The organism is Paenibacillus sp. MY03, assembly GCF_002165585.1.
GTDB lineage: Bacteria > Bacillota > Bacilli > Paenibacillales > Paenibacillaceae > Pristimantibacillus > Pristimantibacillus agaridevorans.
On record NZ_MXQD01000031.1, the window covers coordinates 116,052 to 139,030 of the forward strand.

The 22,979-nt window shown below is 54.1% G+C and carries 22 protein-coding genes; 17 read left to right on the forward strand and 5 right to left on the reverse strand.

From position 1 onward, the window contains the following. Positions 1-94: 94 nt before the first annotated feature. From B1748_RS22035 to B1748_RS22055, 5 genes are all read left to right on the forward strand, one after another. Positions 95-970: an AraC family transcriptional regulator gene (locus B1748_RS22035; RefSeq protein ID WP_256975857.1), complete on the forward strand. Its 876-nt coding sequence runs from the start codon at positions 95-97 to the stop codon at positions 968-970. A gap of 334 nt (positions 971-1,304) precedes the next feature. Further along, positions 1,305-2,336, forward strand: coding sequence for a LacI family DNA-binding transcriptional regulator (locus B1748_RS22040; RefSeq protein WP_087570135.1), 1,032 nt, complete (start codon positions 1,305-1,307; stop codon positions 2,334-2,336). Positions 2,337-2,389: 53 nt separating this feature from the next. Continuing rightward, positions 2,390-3,550, forward strand: a complete 1,161-nt coding sequence (locus B1748_RS22045; protein WP_087570108.1) for a Gfo/Idh/MocA family protein — start codon at positions 2,390-2,392, stop codon at positions 3,548-3,550. 200 nt (positions 3,551-3,750) lie between these two features. Further along, entirely contained in the window at positions 3,751-4,476 is a 726-nt protein-coding gene (locus B1748_RS22050; RefSeq protein ID WP_087570109.1) for a ThuA domain-containing protein, read from the forward strand. Between the two features lie 116 nt (positions 4,477-4,592). Then, positions 4,593-5,693, forward strand: coding sequence for a Gfo/Idh/MocA family protein (locus B1748_RS22055; protein WP_087570110.1), 1,101 nt, complete (start codon positions 4,593-4,595; stop codon positions 5,691-5,693). A 104-nt stretch (positions 5,694-5,797) separates the two neighbouring features. Here B1748_RS22055 and B1748_RS22060 read toward each other — a convergent pair whose 3' ends face one another. Further along, positions 5,798-6,157, reverse strand: a complete 360-nt coding sequence (locus B1748_RS22060; RefSeq protein WP_087570111.1) for a hypothetical protein — start codon at positions 6,155-6,157, stop codon at positions 5,798-5,800. A gap of 256 nt (positions 6,158-6,413) precedes the next feature. On the opposite strand from B1748_RS22060, the gene B1748_RS22065 reads away from it, so the two are divergent. Together B1748_RS22065 and B1748_RS22070 are read left to right on the forward strand one after the other, a co-directional pair. Next, positions 6,414-7,283 carry an AraC family transcriptional regulator gene (locus tag B1748_RS22065; protein ID WP_087570112.1) on the forward strand — a complete coding sequence of 290 codons (870 nt, stop codon included), beginning with the start codon at positions 6,414-6,416 and terminating at the stop codon, positions 7,281-7,283. 26 nt (positions 7,284-7,309) lie between these two features. Further along, complete coding sequence (locus B1748_RS22070) at positions 7,310-7,705, forward strand: VOC family protein (protein WP_256975859.1); 396 nt, start codon at positions 7,310-7,312, stop codon at positions 7,703-7,705. 180 nt (positions 7,706-7,885) lie between these two features. Here the strand turns inward: B1748_RS22070 and B1748_RS22075 are convergent, their stop codons facing one another. The 3 genes from B1748_RS22075 to B1748_RS22085 form a co-directional block, all read right to left on the reverse strand. Further along, positions 7,886-8,791: a glycine betaine ABC transporter substrate-binding protein gene (locus B1748_RS22075; RefSeq protein WP_087570114.1), complete on the reverse strand. Its 906-nt coding sequence runs from the start codon at positions 8,789-8,791 to the stop codon at positions 7,886-7,888. A gap of 218 nt (positions 8,792-9,009) precedes the next feature. Then, positions 9,010-9,843, reverse strand: coding sequence for an ABC transporter permease (locus tag B1748_RS22080; RefSeq protein ID WP_087570115.1), 834 nt, complete (start codon positions 9,841-9,843; stop codon positions 9,010-9,012). Then, on the reverse strand, positions 9,830-11,047 hold the full coding sequence (locus tag B1748_RS22085; protein WP_087570116.1) for a quaternary amine ABC transporter ATP-binding protein: 1,218 nt from the start codon (positions 11,045-11,047) through the stop codon (positions 9,830-9,832). The genes B1748_RS22080 and B1748_RS22085 overlap by 14 nt, the downstream gene beginning before the upstream one ends. A gap of 250 nt (positions 11,048-11,297) precedes the next feature. Here B1748_RS22085 and B1748_RS22090 point away from each other — a divergent pair, with 250 nt between their 5' ends. After that, positions 11,298-11,855, forward strand: coding sequence for a GbsR/MarR family transcriptional regulator (locus B1748_RS22090; protein ID WP_087570117.1), 558 nt, complete (start codon positions 11,298-11,300; stop codon positions 11,853-11,855). A gap of 121 nt (positions 11,856-11,976) precedes the next feature. Then, positions 11,977-13,224, forward strand: coding sequence for an alpha-D-ribose 1-methylphosphonate 5-triphosphate diphosphatase (locus tag B1748_RS22095; protein WP_256975860.1), 1,248 nt, complete (start codon positions 11,977-11,979; stop codon positions 13,222-13,224). A gap of 3 nt (positions 13,225-13,227) precedes the next feature. Here the strand turns inward: B1748_RS22095 and sspI are convergent, their stop codons facing one another. Next, on the reverse strand, positions 13,228-13,476 hold the full coding sequence (sspI, locus tag B1748_RS22100; RefSeq protein ID WP_087570118.1) for a small acid-soluble spore protein SspI: 249 nt from the start codon (positions 13,474-13,476) through the stop codon (positions 13,228-13,230). Positions 13,477-13,644: 168 nt separating this feature from the next. Between sspI and B1748_RS22105 the strand changes: the two genes are divergently transcribed. The 8 genes from B1748_RS22105 (at position 13,645) to B1748_RS22140 (ending at position 22,797) form a co-directional block, all read left to right on the forward strand. Continuing rightward, on the forward strand, positions 13,645-14,469 hold the full coding sequence (locus B1748_RS22105; RefSeq protein ID WP_256975861.1) for a TrmH family RNA methyltransferase: 825 nt from the start codon (positions 13,645-13,647) through the stop codon (positions 14,467-14,469). Between the two features lie 213 nt (positions 14,470-14,682). Continuing rightward, a complete protein-coding gene (locus B1748_RS22110; RefSeq protein WP_179215739.1) occupies positions 14,683-15,393 on the forward strand; it encodes a M50 family metallopeptidase in 711 nt (236 codons plus the stop codon). A gap of 153 nt (positions 15,394-15,546) precedes the next feature. Beyond that, on the forward strand, positions 15,547-17,304 hold the full coding sequence (locus B1748_RS22115; RefSeq protein WP_087570120.1) for a sensor histidine kinase: 1,758 nt from the start codon (positions 15,547-15,549) through the stop codon (positions 17,302-17,304). Then, complete coding sequence (locus B1748_RS22120) at positions 17,301-18,356, forward strand: response regulator transcription factor (RefSeq protein WP_087570121.1); 1,056 nt, start codon at positions 17,301-17,303, stop codon at positions 18,354-18,356. The genes B1748_RS22115 and B1748_RS22120 overlap by 4 nt, the downstream gene beginning before the upstream one ends. A 198-nt stretch (positions 18,357-18,554) precedes the next feature. After that, on the forward strand, positions 18,555-19,949 hold the full coding sequence (locus tag B1748_RS22125) for an extracellular solute-binding protein (RefSeq protein ID WP_087570122.1): 1,395 nt from the start codon (positions 18,555-18,557) through the stop codon (positions 19,947-19,949). A gap of 66 nt (positions 19,950-20,015) precedes the next feature. After that, entirely contained in the window at positions 20,016-20,900 is an 885-nt protein-coding gene (locus B1748_RS22130; protein WP_087570123.1) for a carbohydrate ABC transporter permease, read from the forward strand. Next, the gene (locus tag B1748_RS22135) at positions 20,897-21,721 is read left to right on the forward strand and encodes a carbohydrate ABC transporter permease (RefSeq protein ID WP_087570124.1); all 825 of its coding nucleotides are present in this window, start codon (positions 20,897-20,899) and stop codon (positions 21,719-21,721) included. Before B1748_RS22130 ends, B1748_RS22135 begins: the two co-directional genes overlap by 4 nt. 44 nt (positions 21,722-21,765) lie before the next feature. Then, positions 21,766-22,797 carry a Gfo/Idh/MocA family protein gene (locus B1748_RS22140; protein ID WP_087570125.1) on the forward strand — a complete coding sequence of 344 codons (1,032 nt, stop codon included), beginning with the start codon at positions 21,766-21,768 and terminating at the stop codon, positions 22,795-22,797. The last annotated feature ends 182 nt before the right edge of the window (positions 22,798-22,979 follow it).

The following is a 22,979-nucleotide window of genomic DNA, read 5'->3' on the forward strand; positions in this document are numbered from 1 at the left end:
AAGTCAATTGAAAGTTTGTCAAAAACAACGAAAATTATGAGCGGTCATGGTATAGTGGAAACAACAGATACGTTATGTACGGAGGCGATTTACGATGCAGCGATTATACGAAACGATGAACGAAATGCCGATCGTCCCGTTTGTCCGCCAGTGCGACTATGCAGTTCGAAAGCCGTGGGTCATGCCGGAGCGGAGACTGCTGGACTATTTGCTTATTTACGTGCAGGAAGGCGAATGCCGCTTCTATGTAGATGATAAAAACTACCGGATGGGGAGAGGGGAGTTCTGCCTCATTCAGCCGAACAGCTACAACAAGCTGGCGGGGTTAACGAATACGGTAACTCCATTCGCGCATTTCGATATTTTCTACCACCCGAGACGGGAAGAGAGCTTCGCTACAAAAGCCGGGCAAACCCAGTTGTCCGCTTATGCGCATCTGCTGCAACCGAGACTGGATGAATTGATGGCAACCGATATTCCGGTCAAGCTGGTGCCGAAACACGAAGGCAAATTCAGAGATATATTTCTCAAGGTCGTCGAACAATGGCAGCATAACGACCCGATTATGCAGTTAAAGGCTCAGGCGGGCATGCTGGATATCGTCTCGATGATCGTGGAGCAGTACGCGCCTGGCGCCCCTCCCTCCAAAGCGGCTACGACCGCGCTGGATTGGGTCACGTCTTATTTGTCCTTCCGCCTTGGCGAATCGGTGAGCGTGGCCGACATGGCGAAGCGGGCCAATCTGTCGATATCCCGGTTCAACGAATTGTTTAAGGCGCAATACGGCATGACGCCGCATCGCTACTTGCTGGATATGCGTGTGAGCCATGCCTGCGAGCTGCTGCGCGAGACTCCGTTGTCGCAAGAAACGATAGCCGACTATTGCGGATTCTCGGATATCCACCACTTCTCGAAAATGTTCCGAAGCCGAATGCGGATGTCGCCGGGAGAATATCGGAGATCGACGTAAACCGTTCTCGGCAATGTTACGCGCGGCACCGCCAAAGGACGGAGACAGCCGTTTCGCCTTGACGTATAGGAAAGTATATGAGTTTGCTCATACTTTCTCTATACGTTTCGCCGAAACGATGGCGTCTGTAGAGAGGAAGCCGTCAGGCGTTTCTTCTTAAAATATAGGAAAGTATATGATTTCGCCGCACTTTCTCTATATTTCTCGGAACGAAACGCGCCCCGCCGCCAAAGTACGGCGTAGCCGTTTCGCCTTGTGAAATGAAAAGATTGACGGTAAAACGGTTTCATGCCATAATGTACGCGTGTACATAAAAGGTGAGGAGGCTGCTTCCATTAGCAGGAAAGAAGTAGCGAGGCTGGCAGGCGTGTCGGAGGCAACGGTCTCCAGAGTTCTTAATAATGTAGGTCCGATCAAAGAGGAGACCAAGCAACGCGTGCTGCGGGCGGCAGCAGAGGTAGGTTATGTGCCCAGCGCATTGGCGCAGCAGTTCGCAAGACGAAAAAGCGGCAATATCGGGGTTATTCTGCCGTCGGTACCGAAGGTGCATCTGTTCTCGACTTATTACTTCTCGGAAATTTTAAGCGGGATCGGCGAAGGGGCCAAACGGTTCGGCTACGACTTGCTCCTGATGTTTCAGGAGCCGGGCGAGCCGCGCGATTATGCCGCCTTGTTCCGCAAGCAAAAGGTGGACGCCTGTATTATGCTGGGTTCGCAGGACGTAGCGGAGGAGCGCGAGGCGCTGGCGGAGCTGGCGGACGCCGGACATCCCTTCTTTCTTGTCAACCAGCGCTTCGAGGGTTATCCATTCCCGTACGTCGACGCGGATCATGTTCATGGAAGCAAGCTGGCGGTGGAGCATCTTCTCCAGCAAGGGAGGAGCCGTATAGCCTTCCTGAACGGACCGGCTCAGTATTCCAACAGCCTTGACCGGCTAAAAGGTTATAAGGAAGCTTTGGCGGGCAGGGGGCTTTTGTATGATAACAGCCTTCTGCTTGAGGGCAATTACAGCCGCAAGAGCGGATTTGCCGTTGCGACCGCTGTCGGCGAAGCGATTAGGGACGGATTAGTCGATGCGGTATTCGCGGCCAATGACCGGATGGCCATCGGATTAATGCATGGTTTGCGGGAGCAAGGACTGGAAGCGCCCAAGCATTATGCGCTGATCGGCTACGACGACTCTGACGGCTCGCGGATCATTCGTCCAATGCTGTCGACCGTAGCGGTTCCCTTTTACGAGATGGGCAAGCTGGCGGCGGAGAAGTTGCTCGATTCGGGACGGCAGGCTGCCGTGGCAGACGTAGATGACGTAGCGGCAAGAGAATCCATGCTGCAGGTGCAGCTCATCGCAAGAGAGACGACATAACACAAGCGGGATTCCGCACAATTCCATCCATTAAAGAGAGGCGGTTGTAACTAATGGCAAAAGTGAGAGTAGGCATGGTCGGCTACAAATTTATGGGCAAGGCGCACAGCAACGCCTATCGGGCGCTTCCCATGTTTTTCCCAGGCTCCGTGCAGCCGGAGATGAAAGCGATATGCGGACGCGATCCGGTCGGCCTGGAGACGGCGCGCGCGCAATTCGGCTGGGAAAATGCCGTGACGGATTGGAAGGAGCTGGTGCGCCGCGACGATATCGACCTGATCGACATTAACGCGCCAAGCGACGCGCACAAAGACATTGCGCTTGCGGCCGCCGAGGCGGGCAAACATATTTTTTGCGAGAAGCCGCTGGCTCTGACGCTTGAAGATTCGCGAGAAATGCTGGCTGCCGCGGAGAAGGCCGGCGTGAAGCACATGGTTGGTTTCAACTACCGTTTCGCTCCAGCGGTTCAACTGGCCAAGAAGCTGATCAGCGAAGGACGTCTGGGCAAAATCTACCACTTCCGCGGCGTGTTCCTGCAGGACTGGATCATCGATCCTTCTTTCCCGCTCGTTTGGCGGCTGCAGAAGGAAATCGCGGGCTCGGGATCGCATGGCGATCTTGGCGCTCATGTCATCGATATGGCACGATTCCTCGTAGGGGAGTTTGATGAAGTGATCGGCATGAACGATACGTTCGTCAAGCAGCGGCCGATCGCGTCAGCGATGACGGGCTTAAGCGCGAAGGGCGGAGCCGGCGAGGAGCTTGGCGACGTGACTGTTGACGACGCGACGGTGTTTCTGGCGCGGTTCGAGAACGGAGCGATGGGCAGCATCGAGGCGACGCGGTTCGCAGCGGGGCATCGGTGTACGAACGCTTTTGAAATTAATGGCAGCAAGGGCAGCATCAAATTCGACTTCGAACGTATGAACGAGCTGCAAGTGTACTTTACGGACGACTCGGAGGATGTGCAGGGCTTTAGACGCGTTCTGGCTACGGACGGCGCGCATGCGTATATGGATGCCTGGTGGCCGGCGGGTCATACGATCGGCTATGAGCATACGTTCACGCATGAAGTGCTGGAGCTGATGACCGCCATTGGCGAAGACCGCCAGCCGGTGCCGAATTTCGTGGACGGGGTGAAGTGCCAAGAGGTGCTGGAAGCGGTGGATCGCTCGATCGCGGAGCGCAGATGGGTATCGATCAGCGAGTTGTAGATAGACGACTAGGGTGTGTCTGAATACTCCGAGGGTAGCAGATTTTGCCGAATTTTCGTTCCATGCAAGGAACTTTTGTGAAGGCGTTACCTAAGGGTACGTCAAGCAAAAGTGACGAAGCAGGGGGCGGAGAGGCGGTGAAAGATGCCCCTGAGCGGGTTTTCAGACACGCCCTAACATAACGGAGAGGCGGAGGACGAATGAGAAAAGCATTAATCGTATGGGGCGGATGGCTGGGACATCAACCGGAGGAGGTCGCGGCGATCTTTCGGGGACAGTTGGAGGCGGAAGGCTTCGAGGTGGAGGTGTCGGACACGCTGGAGGCGTTCGCGGACGCCGAGAAGCTGAAGGCGCTGGATCTCATCATTCCTTTGTGGACGATGGGGCGGATCGACCAGAAGCTCGTCGACAACGTATCGGCGGCCGTGCAGAGCGGCGTCGGACTGGCGGGCAGCCATGGCGGCATGTGCGACGCATTTCGGGAGAATGTCGACTGGCAGTTTATGACGGGCGGACAATGGGTGGCCCACCCCGGCAACGACGGCGTGAACTACACGGTTAACATCAGCAATTCCACCAGCCCTCTGGTAGATGGAATTGACGACTTCGAGGTGAGCTCGGAGCAATATTACCTGCATGTCGATCCGGCGGTAGAGGTGCTGGCAACAACGAGATTCCCGGTCACTCCGGGGCCGCACGCATATAACAAAGCGGTTGATATGCCCGTCATTTGGACCAAACGTTGGGGACTGGGTCGCGTTTATTACAACTCGCTCGGACACCAAGCGAACATTATGGATATTCCAGTCGTGAAGGAGCTTATGCGGCGCGGTTTCCTGTGGTGCGCGGACGGCAAGACTGCGGCTGAACAAGCCGGAGCAGGCAATGGGGCTGCTTACACGGGCATGCAGGATAACCAGCTGTAGGAAGCGCTGCGGCACGAAACGGGAACTAAGCTCGGTGAGAAACGGATGCAGACGAGGGTTTGCAGATCCGTGTTGATCGATATCTATTATTAGGGCGCATAGAAGGATGGGAGCACATGGACAAAATTAAAGCGGGCATTATCGGAACCGGCAACATCAGCGGCATTTACTTCGAGAACGGCAGCAAATTTGACGCGTTGCAGGTGGTTGCGTGCGCGGACCTCGACGTGGATCGGGCGAAGGCGAAGGGCGAGCAATACGGCGTGCGGGGTTATTCCGTGGATGAGATGCTGGCCGACCCGGATATCGATATGATCATCAATCTGACGATTCCCCAGGCGCATGCGGCGGTTAATCTGCGGGCGCTGGAGGCAGGCAAACATACGTACGTCGAGAAACCGTTCGCCGTTACGCGCGAAGAAGCGCAAGAGGTGCTGGAGCTTGCCGCGCGCAAAGGACTGTATGTTGGCAGCGCGCCGGATACGTTCCTTGGCGGGGGAATTCAAACTTGCATCAAGCTTATCGAAGACGGCTGGGTAGGCACGCCGATCGGCGCAACCGCGTTTATGGTGGGCGGCGGCCACGAAAACTGGCATCCTTCGCCGGAGTTCTATTACCAGAAAGGCGGCGGCCCGATGTTCGACATGGGACCGTACTATCTCACCGCGCTGGTAGCGATGCTGGGGCCAATGACCCGAGTGACGGGCTCCGCCCGTATCTCTTATCCTGAGCGAACCATTACAAGCCAGCCGAAATTCGGGCAAAAGGTGCAGGTCGAAGTTCCGACGCATATTGCCGGCGTTATGGACTTCGCTTCCGGCGCGATCGGCACCATCCTGACGAGCTTCGATGCGAAGGGCGGTTCCACGCTTCCGCGTATCGAAGTGTATGGCAGCGGCGGCACGATGGTCGTGCCGGATCCCAATAATTTTGGCGGCGAAATTCTCGTATGCCGTTCCGGAACTCGGGAATGGGCGACGATTCCGCTTACGCACGGCTACTCGGAGAACGCGCGCGGCGTCGGCGCGGCCGACATGGCAAAGGCGATCCAGACGGGCCGTAAACATCGGGCTAACGGCGAGCTCGCGTATCATGTGCTGGAAGCGATGCACGGCTTCCACGACGCTTCGGAGCAAGGCGCGCATTACATCATGAAGAGCAGCTGCGAGCGTCCGCAGCCGCTGCCGCTGGGCTTGCAGCCGTTTACGCTGGACTAGGCGGCACGGGCGATGCCGAGCTCGTAGCGAGCTGAAATGGAAAGGTCAATCCGATTTGGATTGGCCTTTTTTATTTGGGAAAAGGTAGCCAATGAAGCAAAAAACTATGCTTCGTTTGCCGCATGGCTGGCTCGAGGTAGCCAATGAAGCAAGCAAAAAACTTCATTCGTCCACGTTACTCGCCTGTTCTGCCCCCGGCAAAGCCCAATAAAGCGGATTTTTCCGCTATAAAAGTCCGATCGCCCCCGGCGCAGCCCAATAAAGCGGATTTTTCCGCTATAAAAAGTCTGATCGCCCTCACCGTAGCCCAATAAAGCGGATATTTCCGCTATAAAAGTCCGATCGCCCCCGCCGTAGCCCAATAAAGCGGATATTTCCGCTATAATAGTCCGTTTGCTCCCTGCTCGCAGGGTGGTTTTAACAGGAGCGAATAAGGTCTTTTTTAAAAATCCGAAAATCGACAAAATAGCGCCTCTACCGTCTGTCATATGTTGGTAGGAGAGGTGTACTAGAATATATTAATTTCCAATCACTCGTCAGGGTGATCTTGTTCAGCGTTCGCCGGGGGAATGGACCACCATAGGAGTTTAATAGCCGTAGGTCTAAACTGCACCCCTGCACGAGCTGCAAGCCGAGAAAATCGGCTTAGAGGCGAACTGCTCGCCCGGCTGTCACTTTGAATGCTCGTATGAGATAATTGGAGGCGAGAGGTGAACGACCATGGCAAATCCTAAGCTATCCGCTGGCAGCATGTCCTTTCGGTCCCGTCTGCCCCGTCATCCGCTGCTGAGACGATACGTTTCGCAAATCTGGCATATCGTGCAGGACGGCGCCGGAGTTGTAGAAATGAATCCGAAGATGATTCCCGACGGACTTTATCATATGGTTATTAATATGGGCTCTGCCCATACTTATATCGACGGCAAAGGGAGGCGATGGTCTCCCAAGGTTAGCCATGTCAACGCCAAGCATAACGACTATGTCACAATCGAGCGAAGCGGCAAAGTGGATCTGTTGGGAATCGTATTCCACCCTTGGGGGCTCTTCCCCTTCGTGCGCGATTCTATGGACGGAGTGCCTGGCGCCATATGGAATATGGAGGATCTGCTGGGCGGCCGCATCAGCGAGCTGGAGGAACGGTTGTCGGAGACCAGGGACAGCGACGGGAAACTGCATATACTTGAGGAGCTTTTGCTTGAATGGGCAAAGCGGTCGGACGAGCTGCGCCTTGATATCCTACATGCAGCAGAATGGATCAGGAAGTCCGGCGGCACGCTTCAACTTGGAGAAGTTAGAGATCGAGTCAACCTCAGCGAAAGAACTTTGGAGCGGCATTTCAAACAATATACCGGGCTAAGTCCCAAATCATTCTCCGATATCCAGCGCATGCAAAACGCTCTCCGATTGATGAACCGTTATCCGGACAAGCTGGTTAACCACGCCATGCTCGCCGGTTATTACGATCAGGCGCATTTCAATCGGGCGTTCGCAAAGCTAGTGGGGACGACGCCGTCAAAATATTTGAGCGAAAAAAACTTGTTGTCGGATTTATACAATAATGGTGATGGAACGCAAAGTAAGATGGAGTAGAGATCGGGCAAAGGGAGGAAGCAAAATTGAAACGAACAATCGGACATGTTACCATTCTGGTGGAGGATTACGATAAGGCTATCGCATTCTACAGGGACAAGGCCGGCTTCGAGCTGTTGGCGGACAACGAGTTCGGAGGCGGCATGAGATGGGTCAGTCTGGCTCCCTCCAGGGAATGTCAGACCGCCATCGTGCTGGTGCTCGCGGACAGCGAAGAGAAGCGGGCCAGAGTCGGCAGCCAGGTTGCGAATCATGTGAACCTGGTCATTCAGACGGATGATTGCCGTCGGGATTACGATGTCATGAAGGCGGCAGGCGTGAAATTCCTCGGCGAGCCGAACGAGGTGCCTTGGGGTGTCGAGGTCGTCTTCGAGGACCTGTACGGCAATCGATTCGATCTGCTTCAGCATAACGGCTTCTAGGCATGCGGCAGGAGCGGAAGTGACAGTGATTTGACAAGAACATAGTCATCACATAGTTCTCCTGCGGGTATTTGGTAGATGAGGCATCCGAGGTCAAACATCGTTTCCTTTGAATGGAAAAAGGCGTTGCAGGGCAGTCCCGCAACGCCTTTTAGCTATTCTTAGATTGTACTGCTCCTGTTACTCCGCCAACCAAGCGTCGACTTTATCGCCGTTAGCCTCGACCCAAGCTTTCGCCGCATCCTCTGGGGATGCGCCTTCGACGATGTCGATCATGACAGCGGCCATATCGTCCGGCGACCAGTTGAACTTGTCGAGGAACGCATAAGCTTCGGGCTGAGCGTCCTTTAGGCCGTTACGAACGACCGTATGAATTTGCTCGTCCTGGCCGTAGACACCCTTCGTATCTTCAAGATATTTTAAGTCCATTTTGGCGAACTTCCAGTGAGGCGTCCAGCCCGTCACGATAATAGGCTCTTCTTTTTTGTACGCGCTCTCCAGCGCCTGCGTCATGGCAGCGGAGGAGCTCTCCAGCAGCGTCCACTTGTCCTTCAGGCCATACTGCTCCAGCACGTCTTCGGTCTTCATCATAAGGCCGGCGCCCGGCTCGATTCCGGTAATGGTGTATTTGACGCCATCGCCGACAGCTGCGTCCGTTGCGAGCTCCTCGATGCTGTTAACGTCCATGTAAGCCGGAACGACAAGGCCGAGCTTCGTACCTTCCAGGTTTGGACCCAGATCCTCCAGCTTGCCTTCGTTGTCGGCGAGATACGATTCATGCGTGGTCGGCAGCCATGCGGCTACCATAGCGTCCGCGCTGCCGTCCGCAATACCGGCCCACATAGGTCCCGCGTCGACTTGAAGCATATCTACTTTGTAGCCAAGCTTGGTTTCCAGCACTTCCTTCACGACATGCGTACTCGCGATTTCGGAATCCCAAGCGACGTAAGCAAGCTTGATTTCTTTTTTGGCATTCGAAGCGCCGTCTCCGGACCCTCCGCCGTTGTCTCCGTTGTTCGCTCCGCAGCCTGCCAGCAGCGCGACCGACATGGCGACCGCCGCGAATACATTCCATTTCTTCTTCATTGAACCAACACTCCCTTTTCTGTTAGATGTTGTTCAAAAAGTCCGCTTCCCATTACGAAGTAATCCAAGAAGCATACTCGACGTCGAATATTGAATTCAGCCGAACCTTCCGGTGCTCACGTAGCTTCCACTACGCTCCGCTCCTCAGGTTCTAGCTTCATCCAATCTTCTCGGTACTGAGAACCGAACTTTTTGAACTAGCACTATAATAAAATATTTTAAGCCTTGGAACGTTTGATCACCTGTTGGGTTAAACGATCCAGTATAATGGCCAAAATAACGATAGCAAGCCCGGCCTCGAAGCCAATTCCCGTCTTGACCTGCGTTACAGCCCGGTAGACCGTAGCGCCGACGCCTTGCGCACCGACCATGGATGCGATAACGACCATGGACAGGGATAACATAATGGTCTGATTTACGCCTGCCATTATTGTAGGCAATGCGATGGGCAGCTGAAGCTTGATCAGCTTCTGTCCCGGAGTCGAACCGAACGCATCGGCTGCTTCGACCAGCTCTGCCGGCACCTGCCGGATTCCGAGATTGGTTAGGCGAATCGTAGGCGGAATCGCGAAGATAATCGACGATATAACGCCTGGCACAACGCCGAGGCTAAAGAACGTAACTGCGGGCAGCAAATACACGAATGCAGGCATTGTCTGCATAAAGTCCAGCACCGGAGTGATCACTCGTTGCAGCCCATTGTAGCGGGCGATCAGAATGCCGATCGGTATGCCGATAAGGATGGAGATGAACGCGGCGGTCAGCACGAGCGACAACGTCTGCATCGTCTGGCTCCAGAGCTGCAGATTGTCGATAATGAGCAAGCCGATCGCGGTGAATACGCCCATCTTCCACTTGCCGATATACCAGGCAAGCGCTGCGAAGATAATAATGACGGCAAGTGGTGGCAGCCAGTCCAGCGCGTTGTTCAACCCTTCGACTGTGCCTCCTATGATCATCTTAATGAAGTCGAACAGCGGACTGAGATTGTTTTCGAGCCATTCCTCGAGCGTCTCGATCCAGTCTGAAAGAGGAATTTTAGGCAGATTCATGGTTATCTCCTCCCTCCGTCACGACATTGGTATTGCCCGCAAGCGCTGCGAGAACGGCTCCCTTGATCACGACGCCCTTTAAGCGGCCATTGTCGTCCGTTACTGCGACCGGTAGCCTGATATTGCCCATCAATTCGAACAATTCATTTAGTACGGCATCCGGCGAGACGATCGGAATATCCTCACGCATAAGAGTATCCTCGAGCTTCAAATTCTCCTTGACGGCGCGAGACGCGTCGTCCGCCGTAACGATGCCGAGCAGCTTCATCGACTTGTCTACGGCATACAAGCTGGAGACGCCGCGTTCGCGCATAAATTGCAGCGCTACGCGAGGACCTTTGTCGAGCGTAATCGTCTCGGCCTTCTCCATGACGTGGGAGGCGGTGAGCACCTTCGACAGGTCGACATCTTCGACGAACCGCTCCACGTATTCGTTGGCGGGCTGCATCAGAATATCCTCCGGCGTGCCGATCTGCACGATGCGGCCATCCTTCATTAATGCAATGCGATCGCCGATACGCAAGGCTTCGTCGAGATCATGCGTAATGAAGATAATCGTCTTTTTCATCTGGCTCTGGAGCTCCAGAAGCTCATCCTGCATATCCTTGCGGATGAGTGGATCCAGCGCGCTGAACGCTTCGTCCATGAGAAGAATGTCGGGATCGTTGGCGAGTCCGCGCGCCAGTCCGACACGTTGCTGCATGCCGCCGCTAAGCTGTTCGGGATAGCTGTCTTCCCAGCCCTTTAGGCCGACAAGTTCCAATGAGCGCATCGCCATATCCTTGCGTTCCTTCTTTCCGATGCCCTGCACCTCGAGCCCGTACTCTGCGTTGCGCAGCACGGTTCTATGAGGGAACAGCGCGAACTTCTGGAACACCATCCCGATGTTCTTGCGGCGGAAATCGCGGAGCTGCTCCGCGTTCATCTTCATGACATCCTGTCCCGAGAACAGCAGTTGTCCCGCCGTTGGCTCGATCAGTCTATTGAGGAGCCTCACGAGCGTCGACTTGCCGCTTCCCGAGAGCCCCATGATCACAAAGATTTCTCCTTCTTCAATAGAGAATTCCGCTTGATTGACGCCGACGGTCAGCTTCGTTTCCGCTAATATTTTGTCCTTCGACCAGCCTTTATCGAGCAGCGGAATGGCCTTCTTCGGATCATTGCCGAATATTTTCGTCAGCTTCCTGGCTTCTATAATGGCCATGTTTGTACGCCCCCTTCCAAGGTTTCCGGTAAAAAATCGACTCCTCAAGTGTATCTGGATAAAGTTGTTATGGTCAAAGACGCTGAGCCTTCGTATGCTTTGTACAGTTTTAACTTTACGTACTTTATATACCGTATACTCCGAATAACTCCGAATTTCGCCTTAAAGACCTCCTTTACATGGATTAGGTTGTGTGCTTCAATATCGGTAGAGGTTTTGACAGGCGCTGCCGCTCCTTGGGAGGGATAACATGAATGAATTAGCAGCCATTACGGATGAACAACGCGCGAAGCTGCTCGGAACGCGCAGACGCGTGGTGGAATCGATCGGTAAAAACATGGATTTATACGGCATCACGTTATCCATTGGCCATTTATATGGAAATATGTATTTTAATCAGGAGCCCGCTACGCTGGACGAGATGGGCGAAACGATGGGCATGAGCAAGACGTCGATGAGCACCGGCATGCGTACGCTGCACGATCTCAAGATGATCAATAAGGTGTGGGGCAAGGGCTCCAGGAAAGATCTGTACGAGGTGGAGCCGGACTGGCATCAGAACTTCGCGGACTTCTTCTCCATCAAGTGGCGCAAGGCGGTCGAGCAGAACATGAACGTTATGCAGCGGTCGCTGAAGGATATAGGGGCGATGATGGAGCAATACGAGGACGATGAAGCCTTTATGAAGCTTCTACTGAACGACAAGGGCAAGATCGAGGAGGCGCTGAGCTATTATCGTTGGCTGGACAGGCTCATCGACTCGTTCGAATCCGGCGAGATTTATAATTTCATTCCGAAGGAACAATAGGCGTTAAGAAGATGGCCGCGGGAAGCTCCCGCGGTTATTTTGTTTGTTCGCGGGTTATGGTACGCTACATGTACAAACTTGGATTTTACGAAATTTAACAGGAAAGGGTCGGAAAACAACCGTGAACAATAGGAACATGACTTCGCTGCCGCTAATGGATCGGCCAACATCGCCGATGCTGATCCGCGATGGACAGCTCGTGCTCGCGGACCGTGTCATTAAAGGCTCCGTTGGAATTGTCGATGGGCGGATTACGGACATTTTGGAGGAAGAGGATCGGGGAGCTGGCATTGCGCCGACTGCGGCCTCGTTCCTGGATCGGTACCCCGAAGCGGAAGTCGTTGATGCCGAAGGGAATTTCGTGCTGCCGGGACTCATCGACATCCATTGCGACGCCATCGAGAAGGAGGTCCAGCCGCGCCCCAATACTCTGTTCCCGCTGGAAATGGCGCTTATGGAGTTCGAGCGGAAGCTGCCGTTGCATGGGATAACGACGATGTATCATTCGTTGTCGCTCGGGGTAGGACTAAGCTTGCGGGGCGACCATTATTTAACTGGCATGGTGGATCTGATCGGACGGTACAACGAGCGTCGGTCCATGATCCGAAATTTGATACACCTGCGGTTCGAGATCTCGCATCACGCCGGATTGCCCATTGCGGAACGTTATGTGGAGGAAGGCGCCATCCATTATTTATCGTTTATGGATCACTCCCCCGGGAGCGGACAATATCGAAAGCCAGGCTCCTTCGAACGCTATGTGATGAAAAATCAGGGTGTCACGATGGATGAGGTGCAGACGATCGTAGAGGAGCTGGCGGAGCGTCGCAAAAGCGTGGATACCGACCGTCTAAAGAAGCTCGGCGAACTGGCGCGATCACGAAGCATAGGCGTCGCGTCGCATGACGACGATACGCTTGAGCAGGTAAATCGATCGCATGCGCTTGGCGCGAATGTGAGCGAATTTCCCATCACGTTGGAGACCGCGCAGTATGCGGTGACTCGAGGAATGCGCGTATGCGTTGGCGCGCCGAACATCGTCCGCGGTGTCTCGCACGACGGTAACCTAAGTGCATCGGAAGCGATCCGTCTAGGGGCGGCCGATATTATTTGCTCGGACTACCATCCTTCTTCGTTGCTAACGGCGATCTTCAAGCTGGCAGACGAAGGGACGGCCGATCTGCCCGCCGCTGTTCGTATGGCTTCCCTGCATCCGGCGCAAGCGATGTCGGCAGACAGTCGGATAGGGTCCATCGAGCGTGACAAATCGGCCGATCTCATCATCGTTGGCCGGTATGAAGGAATGCCATGGGTTACCAATACGATTGTGGGCGGAGTTAGAGTATATCGTTCCTCCGTCCGATATTAATGCTTAAGAGGGCGAAGGATTCGCAGCTGCATTGCCCGTGTCGCCATGCAGATGCTGGTATATGGCATTGACCAGATGAGATTGCTCGTTCTCGCTGGACTGCTTCCAGACCATCTCGAATAGTACGCCGAGACCGGGCAGCGCCTTCTCGTCATGGTCGACCGATCCTTCAATCACCTCTGCCAGCTGCTCCTTGGAATTATCTTGCACACGATTGACAATGGCTTGCCGCAAGTCGATTATCGGATTCATTGACAATACCTCCCGCCTGGATTCATGTTGCTTCCGGTGCACGACTTACTATTCCCTTGCCGCTTGGCCTTCATCCAAGCCAGGATAAGGTTGTGGTATACTGGATGAGATGAATCGACGGTGCCATACGGGCAACCCATTATATGAAGGAATAGGCAGGGAAAGCTAATGACTCATCATAATCGTAATCATAATCGGCATATGCTGATCAGTTCCGCGCTAAACGACCGGGTCAAAGGCTGGGCAGCGTTGCTGGATAAAAAAAACCGCGATAAATCGGGACTTTTCCTGATCGAAGGCGTCCACCTGATCAAGGAAGCGTTCCAGTCCGGCGCCGGAGTGCGAACCGTCGTCTACGACGACGAACGCGGATTGCCTGAGGAGCTCGCGGACATCGAGGAGTCGGAGCGGGGGATGGATGCCGAATGGATTCGGGCCTCGCGCGCCGTCATGGCCAAGTGCTCCGACACGGACAGTCCACCTCCGGTATTCGCCGTTTTGGTAAAGCCAAACACTGACGCGGAAGCGCTATTTCGCGGTAAAGGCCTTGTTGTCGTGCTGGACGGCTTGCGCGATCCCGGCAATGTCGGCACGATTATCCGGAGCGCGGACGCGGTAGGCGCGGATGCCGTGCTGCTGGGCAAAGGCAGCGTCGATCTCTTTAACCCCAAAGTCGTGCGCTCCACGATGGGTTCGTTGTTTCATCTCCCGATCGTGGAGGGAGATCTCACAGAGCTGCTGCCGCTCGCGGGCGATCGGGGCATTAAACGCGTCGGAACGAGTCTACAAGCGGATCACAGCTGTTATGGTTACGACTGGAAACAGCCGACCTGGCTGCTGATGGGCAACGAGTCGAACGGGCTGTCGGCCGCAGTCCGCGAGCTCATGGACGAATCCGTCATTATTCCGATGCGGGGCCGCGCGGAATCGCTGAACGTAGCGATGGCAACAACCGTATTGTTGTTCGAGGCGGCTAGACAGAGAGAGCTTTAAAGAGCAAACAATGCATGTCCATTGCTCAAATAACGGTCCCTAAAAGAAGCGGTTAGTCCAATTGACTATCCGCTTATTTATGCTCCCGGTTATCCAACTTTGCATATGCTCGCTGATTATAAAATAATAGGATCAGGAGCCATCCGTTTCATATAAGGTACCGCAGCAACAAAAGTGTTATTATGGATAATAACGACTTCTGGGGGTGATGAATTGTTCTCGTGGTTGCGAGCAGGATTTATTTTTGTTGTCGTATTGGTGCTGACCCGGTTCATCCCGTTCTCATCCTTCTTTCGGAACGTGAATACGCTGGTTCATGAGCTTGCGCATGCCGCGGCGGCGCTCGTGCTTCAAGGCAGCGTCATGCATATCCATCTCTTCGCGGACCAAAGCGGAGTGACCTATACGAGATTTCAAGAAGGCTGGATGATGATTCCGATCGCACTGGCAGGATATATCGGTGCTTCCTTGTTTACCGTTCTGCTTTTCTCCTTGTACGCGAAAGGACGGGTCAAAGCAGGTCTTATTATCGTGGCTGTGCTGGCCACCGCGGCGCTTGCCTTGTTCGTGCGGAACGGATACGGCGTGGCATGGAGCGCCGGTTTTGCGGCTGTAACGCTCTTGATTGCTTTGGCTGGGCAGGCATGGCTCATGAAAGGTTATTATTTGCTCATCGCATTTCTGTGCCTCGTTGAATCCGTCGTTTCCTCGCTTGTCATTTTGTATTTGGCCGTCGTCGACCCGGCTGCCGCAGGCGATGCGGCCAGCTTAAGCGGAACAACCGCCGTTCCGGCTATTGTCTGGGGCCTGATCTTCGTATCGTTTGCGTTATGGTGCGCCAAGCTGTCGCTTGGCAGCCTGTTTGCAAAAAAAAATGTGGATTCGGGACATGTACAAAGATATGGCGGCAACCTAAAGGAGTGAGAGGGCATCCCGGGTCATCGCAGATGACAGCGGGGGCCTTTTTTGTACTTCGGGTATTCCAAGCAGCTTGGCAACATGGAAGCGGAGTTCGTGGTATAATACTGCATTATCGCTCCGGCATCGTGTCGGGCAGCTTCGTTAGGAGGAGCGAAAATGCGGAATGTCGTTTATTTGTTAGTGAGACGGTTGATGAACCGGCGCTTTTTTACGAAAATATTCATATCCATATCCGTCGTATCGTTTATCGGCGTATTCAGCTTGGTGTTCATCTACCAGCAGTATTACGAGCGAATCATTACGGAGAACGAGCTCGACCGCGTTCAGCGCTCCATCAACCAGGCGGGCTTCAATCTGGACAACCAGTTGCAGCGCGTCGTACAGAACGTGCAATATTTGTATTATTACTCCGACAATGGCTCCGAACTGATCGGCGATTCCGGCGGACGGCCGGTCAGCAAGCTGGAGGCGTTTCGGGGGCAATATTCCAGCGAAGTCGAATCCGTGTTTCTGCTGATCAAGGATAACGGCAACGGCGGCCGCGAGACGCTGATTCACGATCAGGGCCTCGACAGGGTTCCCGGCATTGATTATAAAAGCCACTCTTGGTATCAAAGCTTTCTCGCGAAGGAAGCCGATATGTGGTCGAAGCCAACCCGCGACCATCTCTTTTACCAAGACAGGTCTTATTCGTCGATCTATTTGACGATAGGCAAATACGATGCGGAGGGGCGGGACGCGCTCTTGGCCGTCCGCCTGAACGGTCGTATTTTCAGCGACGCCTTCCGCTTGCTCGCAGCTTCGGATCTGCTGATCGAGTTGAAGGATGCTCGAGGATATATCGTTTATTCGTCGTTTCCGGACGGCAGCGGTTCGAACGAGGCGCATTATTTGAGAACGGAATCCCGTTTGAGCTACAGCGGCTTTCAAGTGCAGGCTTATATCAACAAAGAGGCGATTACCGATAAAGTCCGGCAGATCCAGGTCGTCAATCCGTATGTCATCATCGCCATTCTGCTCATTACGCTAATGATTTCGTTTTTGTTATCCCTGATGCTGGTCCAGCCGATCAAGAAGCTGCTGCAATTGATGAAAAAGGTGGAAATCGGCGATCTTGATGTCAGATTCTCAAGCAAATATACGGATGAGATCGGGCTGCTAGGCCGGAATTTCAATAAGATGCTCGCCAACCTGTCGGAGATGATCGACCGGGTCTACGTTGTCGAGATGGAGAAAATCAATGCCGAGATGAAGCAAAAGGATGCCATGCTGCTTGCGATGCAAAATCAGATTAATCCGCATTTTCTGTATAATACGCTGGAAGTGATCAACTGCCAGGCTATCCTGCACGATGCGCCGCCCGTCAGCAGGATGAGCAAGGCGATGGCCGACTTCTATCGGTATACGATCGACAATCCCAGGGTGGAAGTAGAGCTCGGGACCGAGATCGAGCATGTAAGCACGTATCTGGAAATCCAACAAGAGCGTTACCCTCATATCGAGATCGATATGGATGGGCTGGAGCCGTTCGACCGGTACCCAATCGTGAAGCTTACGCTCCAGCCCATCGTGGAGAACGCCTTCCATTACGCGTTCGTGGGGGAACGGGATTATTATTTGAAACTGTACGCGGAAGAGGTCGACGAAGATACTTACGCCGTATGCATCGAGGATAACGGACAAGGCATGGAGGAGTCCGCCATAACCTTGTGGAACGAGAGGTTCCGTAACGGCGAATCCGATGTCCCCGAAGAAGAACGGAATGACGGGCCCAAGAGAGGCATCGGCCTGCTGAATGTGCACGGGAGGATCAGGCTTCGTTACGGGGAAGGTTACGGACTGGAGCTGCATGAATCGATAACCGGGGGAGTGACCGTCCGGATCGTATTGCCGAAGGAGGGAAAACGCGGATGAAAGTGTTGGTCGTTGACGATGAAATCGTGATCCGTCGGGGGATCGTCAAGTTGCTGGAGCAGCCGGGCGGTCACATATCGGGCATCGAAGAGGCGAAGAACGGCGAGGAAGCGTTGAACCGTCTCAAGACGGGGCGATTCGATCTGCTCATCACGGACATCCAGATGCCCGTCATGAACGGCCTTCAACTGATCGCCAAAGCCCGAGAGATCTATCCCGAGCTTGCCATTATCGTGCTTAGCGGATATGCCGAATTTCAATACGTGCAGCAAGCGCTGCGGCATCAAGTGTCCGATTACCTGCTGAAGCCGATTACGGGGGACAAGCTGCAAGAGGTCATTTCGAGAGTACTGCTTAACGATCCGGCAAAATGGACATCCAGAATGGATGAGGAGAGCATTCGGCTCATGAAAGAGACCGTAGCTTCTCTCGTGAAGAACGTGCTTGCCGAACGAACGGAGGAGTCGGACGCTGCCATCGACAGATGGGGAGCGCATTTGAACGGGCGCGGTCATACGCTGCTGGAAATGAAACGGATAATGGGCCACTTCGGCCTCCTCTTTCGTTCGGAGCTGATGCTTGCTCATAAGCGCCCGCCGGGATCGGTATCCATTCCGGTTTCCCCGGCGGCCTCTTCGCCCGAAGAACTGCTTCAAAGCTGGAAGCTGATCTTGAGAGAGGAGATCAGGCTTGTGGCGGGCAGCCGCGCGCCCCGCAATAAACGAATCGTCGACGAGGCGATTGCGGAAATCAGCATGCGTTACGGAGATGCCTCCCTGAATTTGTCGGGGCTGGCGGAGAACGGAGGATTAAGTCCGGCTTATTTGAGCAAAATATTCCGGGAAGTCATGAAGAAACCCATAACGCAATACATTAGCGAATTCAGACTGGAGAAAGCTAAAGAAATACTGCTGCGAGAGGACGCTCCCAAAATCAATCATATTGCGGAGCAATGCGGCTTCAACGATTACCCCTATTTCTCTAAAATCTTCAAAAAATATTATGGCGTTGCACCGCTTGAGTATAAAGAAAAAAATAATCCGACTATGTGACGAACCTTCACATGAAGGTTTGTTTTTTTATATCGTTTCGTAAATTAGTTTTCAGAAGACAAGAGTCGGCGTTACAATACATTGTTGAAAACGGTTTATCGCGTTATGATTTGAACTGTCACAACCGACATCGCATAAAAAGGTTGATATCGGTGTGAGGTATTATGACTCAAATTTCGAACAGGGGAGTGTGCAGACATGTCGAACAAATGGACGAAGCTAACAACGGTAATGCTGCTTGCCGCCGTCATTTCCGCTTGCGGATCGGGCAACGGCAACGGCAATTCGGCGGGAACGGGCAACAACGGGGGCAACGGCGGCGGCGCGTCCGCAGGAGCAACGGATACGATCGAAGCGTGGGGAGAGACGATCAAAAGCCAATACGAGGGTGACACGTTAAATCTGGCTTTCGCGAGCCATCCGTCCACGGAATCGTTCCAGAAGCTGACGGCGGATTTCGAGAAGCTGACGGGCATCAAGGTGAAGTGGGAAGTGATGGAGGAAACGTATCTGAAGAACAAGCAACTGCTCGACTACACGGGCAAAACGGGTTCGTATGACGTGCTGATGGTCGATGGTTTCTGGATGAGCGAATACGGCGCGAAAAAGGTCGTCGAACCGCTTGACGAATATATCGGAAACGAGTCGCTTACGCCGGCCTGGTTCGATTACGAGGATATTATTCCCGCCTATCGCAACGGCATCAGCAAATACGAGGAGAAGACGTACGGCATTCCGACGGCCGGCGAAACCCGGTTCATTGCTTATCGCAAGGACTTGTTCGACAAGTACGGCAAGCAGGCGCCGACAACGATGGATGAATTCCTGGAGCTGGCGCAATTCTTTAACGGCAAGGAAGACGGTTTGTACGGCGTCTCCATGAGGGCGCAACGGGGCGTCCATGCGGCATCCGGCCTGATGACGATCATGTACAACTTCGGCGGAGGATTTATCAATCAGCAGACGGGCGAAGTAACGATGAACGATCCCAAGACGGTCGAAGCGCTGCAATTCTACGTGGATCTGCTTAAGAACGCTCCGAAAGACGTCGTGTCCTACACGCATGAAGAAGCATTGTCCGCGTTCATGACGGGCAAGAGCGCTATGTGGCTGGACGCGACGGCGCTGGCGAAGCGCATCCTGGATCCGGCAAGCTCGCAGGTGTACGACAAGGTCGCGTTCGCTCCGACGCCGGAAGGACCTGACGGCAAGGCCAGCGCGCTCGCCGGCTGGAACATGTCCATCTCCTCGCTGTCCAAAAACAAGGAAGCGGCTTGGGCGTTCATCGTCTACATGAACAGCAAAGTTAATGCCAAAGCTTACGTCGAGGGCGGAGGCGTGCCGGTACGGACATCCATCTACGAAGATCAGGAGCTTGTGGCCGCCGATCCATCCTACCCGGTGCAGCTGGCAGCGCTGAACGACGCCAACGTGCTGGTGGAGAAAGGCATCTCCTGGATTCCGCCGCATGAGAAGATGGGTCAAATTCTGGACCGGGTCGGCTACTACGTGAGTGCCGCCATGTTCGGGGAAGTGACCGCCGAAGAAGCCGCCCGGAAGGCGCAAGAAGAACTGGAGGATATTGCCGGTTAACGCGGGAATCGGCGGCCGGGGGCGCCAGCGCGCCTCCGGTCAATATACGCAAGGAAGGTGACAGCAATGATTCGCTCCTATTTCAAGAAGAGACCTCATCTCGTTTACATCATGCCCGCCATCGTTATACTTGGAGCTTTGACGATTATTCCGACCATCTTTCTGTACGGGCTGAGCCTGACAAATTATGAGCTTGGTTATCCGACATTCGACTTTGTTTGGCTTGAAAACTATATGCGACTATTCACTGGCAAAGACGCCGAATTCTGGTATTCGGTATCCATCAGCCTGGGCTTCATGCTTGTGACCACGGCCATCGAGCTGCTGCTCGGCTTCTGGCTGGCGGTATTGCTGGACCGCGAATTCAAGCTCAAGTTTCTTGTATTCGCCTGCATGATCGTGCCGGTGGCGATGACGCCGAGCATTACCGGTCAAATCTGGAAGCTGATGATGAACGCGGAATACGGCGTACTGAACTACTTCCTCCAATTTTTCGGCGGCAAAGTGATCTGGTTGTCGGGGGAGAACGCGTTCTGGTCTACCGTTCTCGTTGATGTGTGGCAGAATACGCCGTTCGTGGCGCTCATTATATACGCCGGCATGCGCTCGCTGCCGTCCGATCCGTACGAAGCTGCGGCAATCGACGGAGCCGGCAAGCTGCAAGTATTCCGCAATATTACGATGCCGCTGCTCTGGCCGATGATTCTGCTGGCGGTCATCTTCCGGGCGATCGACTCGCTCAAGACGTTCGACATTCCTTATTCCCTGACGCAGGGCGGCCCTGGCAGCACTACGGAATTTCTTAGTCTTCACGTCTATCGACTCGGCTTCGCCGGGACGGGATGGATCGGGCGTTCGGCGGCGGTTTCCGTCGTGCTGCTCGTGCTCACGACGGTCATCAGCATGGTGCTGATCAGGCTTTACCGGAAAGGAGTTGAGAGCAAAGGATGAATCCGCTGGGCAACAAAAAAGTCGGCGCAACGACGGCGATCCTGTTATTGCTGGTATGCGTGTTCTGCGTGTTCCCGTTCCTCTGGATGCTCATCATTAGCTTGAAGACGGGGACGCAAACGTACGATCCGGCCATATGGTTCTTCACTCCGACGATGGACAATTTCAGAGCCGTGTTCGAGGACAGGCACGCGATGGATTATTTAAAGAACAGCGCGATCGTCGTTCTGCTTACGACGTTGATATCGATTTTCCTGGGAGGTTTGGCAGCTTACGGCTTCGCCAGATTCGAATTCAAGAAGAAGGAGAACCGGGCGTTCTGGGTACTGAGCTTGCGGATGCTTCCGCCTATGGCCTCCGTCATTCCGATTTTCGTCATGGCGAGCATGCTCGGCCTGCTGGATACGCATCTGGTGCTCGTCATTTGCTACATGCTGTTTAACATTCCTTTCACGATATGGATGATGCGCAGTTTCTTCGAGGAAATTCCGGTCGCGCTGGAGGAAGCGGCGTTCGTGGACGGAGCTTCCCGATTCCAGGTATTCGTCAAGATCATTTTGCCGCTTGCGACCCCGGGGCTTATCGCGACCGCGATCTTCTGCATCATCAATTCCTGGAACGAGTTCGTGTTCGCCCTGTTCCTGACCAGCGCGGACGCATCGACGCTTCCGACGACCGTGACGCTCTTCTTGTCCGTAAGCGGAGTTGCATGGGGCGAGATGTCGGCGATCGGCATCGTCACTATTTTGCCTGTGTTGCTGTTCGCCATGGTCGTGCAGAAGTATATGATTCGCGGCCTAACCTTCGGCGGCGTGAAATAATTCAACTCATGAATCGAACCAACGAATGAAAGGCGATGAAGGTCATGACAACAATTAAAATGGGAATCGTCGGCGCGGGAACATGGGGCCAGACGCACGCTTATATTTATAACGATCATCCGCATGCCGAGGTGGCTGCGGTATGCGACATGAACGCGGAGCGGGCCGCCGCGCTCGCCGAGAAGTTCGGCGTTCCTGCTTCCCGCGTATACACGGATCATAACGAGATGCTGCGAACCGGAGGAATCGATGCGGTGGCGATCGTCACGCCCGATTTTGCCCATACGAGAGTGGCGGTGGACGCGGCCAACGCGGGCAAACATATGATTATCGAGAAGCCGCTGACGACCTCGCGAGAGGAAGCGCTTGAAATTATCGAAGCGGTGAAACGCAACAACGTGCGCATGATGGTGGATCTGCACAGCAGATGGAGCCCGCTGTTCGCCATTCCCAAGCAGGCGATCGAAGAAGGGGAGATCGGCGAGCCTTACAGCGCCTACTATCGCTTGAACGATATCAAGTGGGTTGCCACCGATCTGCTGCCCTGGGCGGCCAAGTCGTCTATTCTTTGGTTCCTCGGATACCATAGCGTGGACGTATTGCGCTGGTTGTTCGACGACGAAGTGGAGCGGGTGTACGCCGTATCGCGGGAAGGGATTCTGAAAGGGGAAGGCGTGGATACGGCCGATATCTACCAGACCATTCTGGAATTCCGCAAAGGCGGCATCGCCACGATGGAGAACGGCTGGATAACGCCGAACACCAATCCCAACGTCAATGACATGAAGCTGAATATTACGGGTACAAAAGGGATGTTCAACATTGATCCGACGCATAGCCAAATGATGGAGAGATTCACGGAGACCAAGGCGGACCGCCCCGATTTGCTGGTGCGCCACTTTATCCACGGCAAGCCGAAGGGCTTCGCTTACGAAAGCATTCGCCACTTCGTCGACCAGCTTGCGTCGGGCGAGCCGTTCCATGTGACCGTTGACGATGCTTTCAATACGACGATGGTTATACTCGCGATTATGGAATCCGCCAAAACGAGAACGCCGGTCAAAGTGGTCTATTAATTAATCCCCGTACTTCGAAATGCGCCTTCCTGCCTAACAAATTATGTCGAATTTGATCGATCGGAACGACGGAAAGATAGGAGGCGCAGTCGATTGACACCCCGTCCAGCGGAATGATAGACTCTCTCCGAATTGGCGCCGTTCATCGGTTTCGCGCGCATACGGTCATCGAACAGCGCTAA

What these genes read in the sequence shown, in the direction of transcription:
- B1748_RS22125 (WP_087570122.1), top strand. Translation starts at nt 18,555, where the DNA reads ATGTCGAACAAATGGACGAAGCTAACAACGGTAATGCTGCTTGCCGCC.
- B1748_RS22085 (WP_087570116.1), bottom strand. Translation starts at nt 11,047, where the DNA reads ATGGCCATTATAGAAGCCAGGAAGCTGACGAAAATATTCGGCAATGAT.
- B1748_RS22080 (WP_087570115.1), bottom strand. Translation starts at nt 9,843, where the DNA reads ATGAATCTGCCTAAAATTCCTCTTTCAGACTGGATCGAGACGCTCGAG.
- B1748_RS22105 (WP_256975861.1), top strand. Translation starts at nt 13,645, where the DNA reads ATGACTCATCATAATCGTAATCATAATCGGCATATGCTGATCAGTTCC.
- B1748_RS22135 (WP_087570124.1), top strand. Translation starts at nt 20,897, where the DNA reads ATGAATCCGCTGGGCAACAAAAAAGTCGGCGCAACGACGGCGATCCTG.
- B1748_RS22045 (WP_087570108.1), top strand. Translation starts at nt 2,390, where the DNA reads ATGGCAAAAGTGAGAGTAGGCATGGTCGGCTACAAATTTATGGGCAAG.
- B1748_RS22130 (WP_087570123.1), top strand. Translation starts at nt 20,016, where the DNA reads ATGATTCGCTCCTATTTCAAGAAGAGACCTCATCTCGTTTACATCATG.
- B1748_RS22120 (WP_087570121.1), top strand. Translation starts at nt 17,301, where the DNA reads ATGAAAGTGTTGGTCGTTGACGATGAAATCGTGATCCGTCGGGGGATC.
- B1748_RS22075 (WP_087570114.1), bottom strand. Translation starts at nt 8,791, where the DNA reads ATGAAGAAGAAATGGAATGTATTCGCGGCGGTCGCCATGTCGGTCGCG.
- sspI (WP_087570118.1), bottom strand. Translation starts at nt 13,476, where the DNA reads ATGAATCCGATAATCGACTTGCGGCAAGCCATTGTCAATCGTGTGCAA.
- B1748_RS22050 (WP_087570109.1), top strand. Translation starts at nt 3,751, where the DNA reads ATGAGAAAAGCATTAATCGTATGGGGCGGATGGCTGGGACATCAACCG.
- B1748_RS22055 (WP_087570110.1), top strand. Translation starts at nt 4,593, where the DNA reads ATGGACAAAATTAAAGCGGGCATTATCGGAACCGGCAACATCAGCGGC.
- B1748_RS22065 (WP_087570112.1), top strand. Translation starts at nt 6,414, where the DNA reads ATGGCAAATCCTAAGCTATCCGCTGGCAGCATGTCCTTTCGGTCCCGT.
- B1748_RS22140 (WP_087570125.1), top strand. Translation starts at nt 21,766, where the DNA reads ATGACAACAATTAAAATGGGAATCGTCGGCGCGGGAACATGGGGCCAG.
- B1748_RS22035 (WP_256975857.1), top strand. Translation starts at nt 95, where the DNA reads ATGCAGCGATTATACGAAACGATGAACGAAATGCCGATCGTCCCGTTT.
- B1748_RS22090 (WP_087570117.1), top strand. Translation starts at nt 11,298, where the DNA reads ATGAATGAATTAGCAGCCATTACGGATGAACAACGCGCGAAGCTGCTC.
- B1748_RS22115 (WP_087570120.1), top strand. Translation starts at nt 15,547, where the DNA reads ATGCGGAATGTCGTTTATTTGTTAGTGAGACGGTTGATGAACCGGCGC.